We start from the raw sequence: 6,561 nt of genomic DNA, 5'->3' as shown, positions 1-6,561 counted from the left end.
GCCCGGCCATCAGCGCCGAAGGACCAGCGTCGCTCCTCGGCATGGCTGTTCGGCGCGATCTGTCCCGCCGAAGGCAAGGCCGCCGGTATCGTCATGCCCCGTTGCAACAGCGAGGCGATGAGCATGCACCTCGAGGAAATCGCCTTCCACGTCGCGCCGGGCGCGCATGCGGTCCTCCTGCTCGATCAGGCCGGATGGCACGGTTCGGCCGAACTGGTCGTGCCTCCCAATATTACCCTGATGCCGCTGCCGCCACGATGCCCGAAGCTCAACCCTGTCGAGAACGTATGGCAGTTCATGCGCGACAACTGGCTGTCGAACCGCATCTTCAAATCCTACGACGACATCGTCGACCACTGCTGCTTCGCATGGAACAAGCTCGTCGATCAGCCCTGGCACATCATGTCCATCGGAATGCGCCAATGGGCGCATGGGTACTGATCTATGCACCTTGGTATCAGCCCACGGCGGTCCAGGGCATGAGTTCGGCGACGCCGTTCGCAGGATGACCGTTGGCCAGGCTGGTCAGCGTATCGGTCAGCCAGATGTGCGGGTTGATGCCGGAGAGCTTGCAGTTTTCGATGAGCGTGGCGATCACCGCCCAGTTGTCGCCACCTTCGTCGGAACCGGCGAACAGGGCATTCTTGCGGTTCAGCGCGAGGGGCCGGATAGAGCGTTCGACGGTGTTGCTGTCGAGGTCGATGCGGCCATCGTCGAGGAAGCGTGACAGCCCATCCCAGCGGGTGAGCGCGTAGCGGATCGCTTCGCCAAGCTTGCTTTTGGCGCTGACCTGGCGATTGCGGGCTTCGAGATACTGGCGAAGATCATCGACCATGATGCGGCTGCGGTCGTTGCGAACAGCCCGGCGTTGCTCCGCTGATAATCCTCGCGCCTCTTCTTCGATGGTATAGAGCAAGGCGACGCGACGCAGCACTTCCGTTGTCGGCGAGCCACGGCACTGACCCCGTGCCGGCCCGAATAGCACTCTGCAACAATCGAGGCCTTCACTTCGGGCGGCCACTCTCGCCGCTTGCCCGCGCCCGTAAAGACCTCGAACCGCTGCGCGCCCTTGCTCACAGGATCATCACCCGAGATTATCATAGTAGCAGCGCACTCCAGCCCAATCAGAACGCGGAAACTCGGCGCTACGCTTCACACGCGCAAGGTGGGGGCAGAACAGCGCTTACGAATATTCCGCAAGGAAATTGGCTAATCGGGTGATGGATACTGGGGCATCAGCAGACGACCCATTTTTGAAGTTCAACTGCCAAAATTCGATGTCTAGGTGCGGACCGGCGGCTAACCCGGCAGAAAGTGAATGTCAGGATCGCCCAAATCCGGCCCACGCGTGTACATGGTTCCGTAATTCGAAGCCCACCTAGCTCGATGTTCAGCGAACTCTGACTGAATTTGTCTGTTAGGATGCTGCCCCAGCCTCACCCGAGATAACGCGCTGTCCGATAGCTTCGATTGGCCGAGGCCGACGCCGGGGTCGATGCTGGACTCGAGGCTGCCGCCGAAGCAGGCGAGGAAGCATTGGGTGCGCCGGAAGCCGGCGCCGAGGCTGCCTGCATGGCTGCGAGAAGGTCAACTGCTTCCTGCTGGGCGATCGTGCCACGCTTGACCAGAACCCTGATCAGCGCATCGACCTTGTCGTCGATGGATGTTTGTAATTGATGGATGATCCTGTCGCCGACGGCGACAGACGGATCAGTCTTCCTTGATCAGGCTGTTCTTGCTGGTGTCCCGCATGCGAAGGTAGACGACGAGCGAAATTGCGATCATCGCGGTGACATACCAGTAGAATCCACGTTCCCAGCCCGCATCCTTGAAGCTGAGTGCAACATACTCTGCCGTACCACCGAACAGGGTGTTGGCGAGGGCATAAGGCAAGGCCACGCCAAGAGCACGGATATGCGCTGGAAACAGCTCGGCCTTCACAACCGCATTGATGGACGTGTAACCCGTGACGATGATGAGGGCCGCCATGACCAGCAGGCTCGCTGTTACCATGTCCGTCGTATGCTCGAGCGTCGAAAAGATCGGATAGGTGAACAGCACGCCGCTCACGCCGAAGGCGATCATCATGGGCTTTCGACCGATCCGGTCCGACAGCGCACCAGCCACCGGCTGCAGGCACATGAATGCAAACAGAGTGATCGCATTGATCTGGCTGGCCGCTTCCTTTGTGAAGCCAGACGTGTTGACTAGGAACTTCTGCATGTAGATCGAGTAGGAATAGAAGGCGAGGGTTCCGCCTGCGGTCAGCAGCATGACCAGCGCGGTTTCGCGCGGGTGATGGCGCAGCAGCGTGAGGAAGCCCGATTTCTGTTCGTTGCTCGGCTTCGCATCTTTGAAGCTCTCGGTCTCGGCAAGACCGCGGCGCAGACGAAAGACGACGACCGCGAGGACGGCGCCGATCGCGAAGGGAATACGCCAACCCCACTGCTCAAGATCAGCCGGAGGCAGCACGGCCTGCAGCAGCAGCAGGACCATGATTGCCAAAAGCTGTCCGGAAATCAGGGTGACGTACTGGAAGCTGGAATAGAAACCACGGCGCCCCTGCCCTGCCATCTCGGACAGATAGGTCGCGCTTGCGCCGTATTCGCCGCCCACCGACAACCCCTGAAGGAGCCGGGCGACCACGAGGAGCGCTGAGGCAGCAACGCCGATCTGTTCGTATCCAGGCGTGCACGCGATAATCAACGAACCCGCGCACATCAGAATGACCGACAGCGTCAGGCCCGCTTTGCGGCCATGGCGATCTGCATAAACGCCCATGACCCAAGCACCGATCGGGCGCATCACGAAACCAACAGCGAATACTGCAGCCGCGCTCAGCAACTGAGCCGTGCGATCGGTTGACGGGAAGAAATGCGGTGCGAAGTAGAGCGTGAACGCCGAGTAGACGTACCAGTCAAACCATTCGACCATATTGCCGGTAGAACCGCCAATGATCGACTTGAGCCGCGTACTCATCGTCCCTCCCGGCTTGGCCTGATCGATTGTATTAGAAGCAAAGTCTCATCTCCTCGCATTTCTTTAGGGCCGAAGACTGTCTGCTTCATCGGCACAAAGCAGGCCGGCCTATGCAGTCGTTCTCAGTCGCCAGTCATTTGGATCGAGGCGACACGACAACACTTTTCACTCTTGATAGTGAACTCGCCCAATCCGGTTGGGAGCGGATGTCTGGCCGGGAACGCTGTTGAGAGGCACGCTGGCACGGGACAGTCGAGCACTGACCTCCCCGTGTTGGTGTCATCGCAAAGTGTCATTGTGTCGCCTCTCCATACCCAATCTGGCGGGGTTGCCGCCAAAATAGGGCGCTCGAAATGCAGCACAACGCCTTCCTTATCATCTCATTTTATATATGTTTTTCAGAATTATATATAAGATTTGCGCATCCGATGCCACAGGGTAAGTGCGAAATCTCGCATGGAAATGGGTGTCGAAATGCGATACCTCGCACCGATGTCTCCAAACCAACGAATCCTTGCTCTGGGTATCGGGATCGTCTCCGCCCTGTCCGCCTTCATATGGGTGGTATCGACGCTCTGGTTCGAGCAACGAGCACTGGACGAACTGCACGCCGACGCCATGCGGACAGCAAAACAGCAGACCCGGCTCTTCGCCAGTGACCTTGCAAAATTCCGTCTGCTGCCAATCGTGCTCGGCGAATACACCGACCTCATGGAAGCCTTGAAGGAGGACAACGGCGAGGCGCGCGCCCGGATGAACGAAAAGCTGAAACTTTTAGCTAACCGAACCGGTGCGCCCGTCATCTATCTTATTGACCGCGCTGGCAATACCGTGGCTGGATCGAACGCCGACACGCCCGAAAGCTTTATCGGCAACAACTACCGCTTCCGGCCGTATTTTGTAGAAGCCATGCGGACCGGCGCGACGGAATATTATGCGGTCGGCAACGTCAGCGGCAGACCGGGCCTGTTCCTTGCGCGACGGATCGGCAGCGCAAACGATCCCGCTGGCGTTATCGTGGTGAAGGTTGAATTCGACGCGCTGACGCGGGCCTGGAGCGCCGATCCCGGTCAGACACTGGTCCTCGACAAACGCGGTATCGTGCTGTTCGGTACGGACCGTGCGGAGCGGTTCACAACATTGGCACCACTCCTGCCTTCTCTTCGCCGGCGCATCGCCGAGAGCGGACAATTCGGGAAGGCCGCGCTTGTCCCGAGCCGCTACCATCTCTCGAGCCCGGACAGTGCGCGTGGACCTTCCGGCAAGCGCATGATCGTCGGCGAAACGACCATGCCCGTGCCTGGCTGGCACCTTTTCCATGTCGTGCCGGCCTACAAGACAATGCGAGATGCCCGGAACATGGCGCGTTTCGCGACCTTCACCGCCTCATTGGTCATTGCAATGATCTTCGCCGCAGTGCTCTGGCGGATGGGCCGAGCCGCAGAGGCCGCCGCAGTGCGCGCCAAGCTCGAAGCCGCTGTTCAGGAACGCACGACGGAACTACGGGAAGAAATCGCCGAGCGCGCACTTGTCGACCGGCGCTTTCGCGATGCTCGGGAGGAACTCGCGCAAGCGAACCGGCTCGGCTCTCTGGGCTCCATCACCGCCGGGTTGGCGCATGAAATTAATCAGCCAGTAGCAACCATCAGAACCCTGGTTGAAAATGCTATCCATCATCTTGCGGCAGGTCGACACGATCGGGTCGAAGGAAGCCTGCGATCGACCATCGAACTCACCGTCAGGATCGGATCGATCACCCAGGAAATGCGAAGGTTCGCGCGACGTGGCAAAGGCCGCATCGGCCCCGTAGAGCTCGATGCTGTCATCTCCGGCACTCAGTTGCTGATGAACGACCGGTTTCGTACTGCCCGCGTCGCGCTCGAACTTCCTGCACCCGGTCAGCCTAGTGTCATCGCCGGCCGCATCCGGCTCGAGCAGGTCCTAGTTAATCTGCTCCAGAACGCCCTTGATGCCGTGGGAGAAACACCCGATCCACGCATTCTTACGTCTATCGAACGCCGGCAGGACAAGGTGATGCTCACGGTCGCCGATAATGGGCCTGGCATCGACTCGGAGTTGCTCGATGAGATTTTCGAGCCCTTCGTGACAGGCAAGACTGAGGGGCTTGGGCTTGGCCTTGGCATCGTGCGCGACATCGTCGCCGAGTTCGACGGTACGGTCACGATCGTTCCCTCGGCGTTGGGCGGCGCCGCATTTTGCGTAACCCTAATCAGCGCTGAGAAGAAAACCACGCCATGAAAGTGATCCTTATTGACGATGACAAAGACCTGCGGCTCGCTTTGGTCGATTCCTTCACCATCGCCGGTATCGAGGTTGATGATTTCGGCGATGCGGCTGCAGCGCTAGCTGGGATCGACCCAGGCTACGCCGGGGTCGTCGTCACCGATATCCGTATGCCAAAAATGGACGGCCATGCCGTCTTCGAAGCGATTATCGCCCGCGATGCCGAAATACCTGTCGTTCTCATGACCGGGCACGGCGATGTCGCGATGGCTGTGGCGGCCCTGAAACATGGCGCCTTCGACTTCATAGCCAAGCCTTTCGCAGCTGATCATCTGCTCGCAAGCGTGCAGCGCGCCATTGAGAACCGGCGGCTCGTTCTGGAAAATCGCAGATTGCGCCTCGAGGCCGAAGACGCAGATGATCACTATCCCTTGCTCGGCACATCGGCCTCCATGGAAAACCTGCGCCATTCGCTCAGACAGCTTGCCCAGATCGAAGTCGATGTCCTGATCGAAGGCGAGACCGGGACTGGCAAGGAGCTGGCCGCGCTGCAACTTCATCGGTGGAGCCGACGGCGCAGCAAGAGCTTCATTGCGGTCGATTGCGCCGCGATACCCGATCACCTAGTCGATGAGCTTCTGTTCGGAGAACGGGGGAATGGAGGCCGCATTTTCGACGCCCATCGCGGAACCCTGTTTCTGGACGAGATCGACAGCATGTCGACCGCGATGCAGGGCAAGCTGCTGCGCGTCATCGAAGAGCGCGAATTGCCTGCAACCGGAACGACCAGCCCACGCGCCGTCGATCTCAGGATCGTCGCCGCATCGAAGGTTAATCTCGTCGATCGCGTCGCGAATGGAACCTTCCGTGAGGACCTCCTCTATCGCCTTGAAACGGTCCGCATCCGCATCCCACCGCTGCGCGAACGCCGCGTGGATGTCCCGATGTTGTTTACCTATTTCCTGAAAGAAGCGGCGGAGCGGTTCGAGAAGCCCGTGCCCGTCATCTCGGCACTGATCGAGGCTCGGCTCCTGTCGGATCCCTGGCGAGGCAACGTTCGCGCGCTGCGCAACTTCGCAGTTCAGACCGTGCTGTCCTTAGAGAACGGGCCGACGGAAGCGGAGGACGTGTCGCTGTCCGATCAGGTGGCGCGGTTCGAAGCAGCGGTCATCACCGACGCTCTGCAGCGCCTGCAAGGGGACGTCGCGGCCGTCGCCGATTTGCTGCAGGTTCCTCGACGCAGCATGTACGATCGGCTGCAGCGACATGGCATCGATGCCGGACAGTACCGTCATTCGTAATCGTGAAGGGGAGTCCCCCCTCACCTTCATATCCGGT

4 protein-coding genes and 1 pseudogene are annotated in these 6,561 nt (G+C 59.8%); 3 read left to right on the top strand and 2 right to left on the bottom strand.

The genetic code is table 11. The annotated features are described in order from the left end of the window. The coding region (locus tag MBENS4_RS22675) for an IS630 family transposase (protein WP_039396465.1) at window positions 1-441 on the top strand (441 nt) is incomplete at its 5' end. A gap of 16 nt (window positions 442-457) precedes the next feature. On the opposite strand, the pseudogene MBENS4_RS22670 reads toward MBENS4_RS22675, so the two are convergent. Then, window positions 458-937: pseudogene (locus MBENS4_RS22670) on the bottom strand (IS66 family transposase); the annotation flags it as partial. A gap of 773 nt (window positions 938-1,710) precedes the next feature. Continuing rightward, window positions 1,711-2,979: an MFS transporter gene (locus tag MBENS4_RS22665; protein ID WP_052322718.1), complete on the bottom strand. Its 1,269-nt coding sequence runs from the start codon at window positions 2,977-2,979 to the stop codon at window positions 1,711-1,713. A 456-nt stretch (window positions 2,980-3,435) separates the two neighbouring features. Between MBENS4_RS22665 and MBENS4_RS22660 the strand changes: the two genes are divergently transcribed. Both MBENS4_RS22660 and MBENS4_RS22655 read left to right on the top strand, forming a co-directional pair. Beyond that, window positions 3,436-5,238 carry a sensor histidine kinase gene (locus MBENS4_RS22660; RefSeq protein ID WP_242405089.1) on the top strand — a complete coding sequence of 601 codons (1,803 nt, stop codon included), beginning with the start codon at window positions 3,436-3,438 and terminating at the stop codon, window positions 5,236-5,238. Beyond that, window positions 5,235-6,524 (top strand): sigma-54-dependent transcriptional regulator, encoded by a 1,290-nt coding sequence (locus MBENS4_RS22655; protein ID WP_039396255.1) that lies wholly within the window; start codon window positions 5,235-5,237, stop codon window positions 6,522-6,524. The genes MBENS4_RS22660 and MBENS4_RS22655 overlap by 4 nt, the downstream gene beginning before the upstream one ends. Window positions 6,525-6,561: the final 37 nt, after the last annotated feature.

Origin of the sequence: Novosphingobium sp. MBES04 (assembly GCF_000813185.1) — a bacterium.
Taxonomy (GTDB): domain Bacteria; phylum Pseudomonadota; class Alphaproteobacteria; order Sphingomonadales; family Sphingomonadaceae; genus Novosphingobium; species Novosphingobium decolorationis.
Note: the sequence above shows the minus strand (reverse complement) of the source record. Positions and strands in the feature narration are given on the sequence as shown.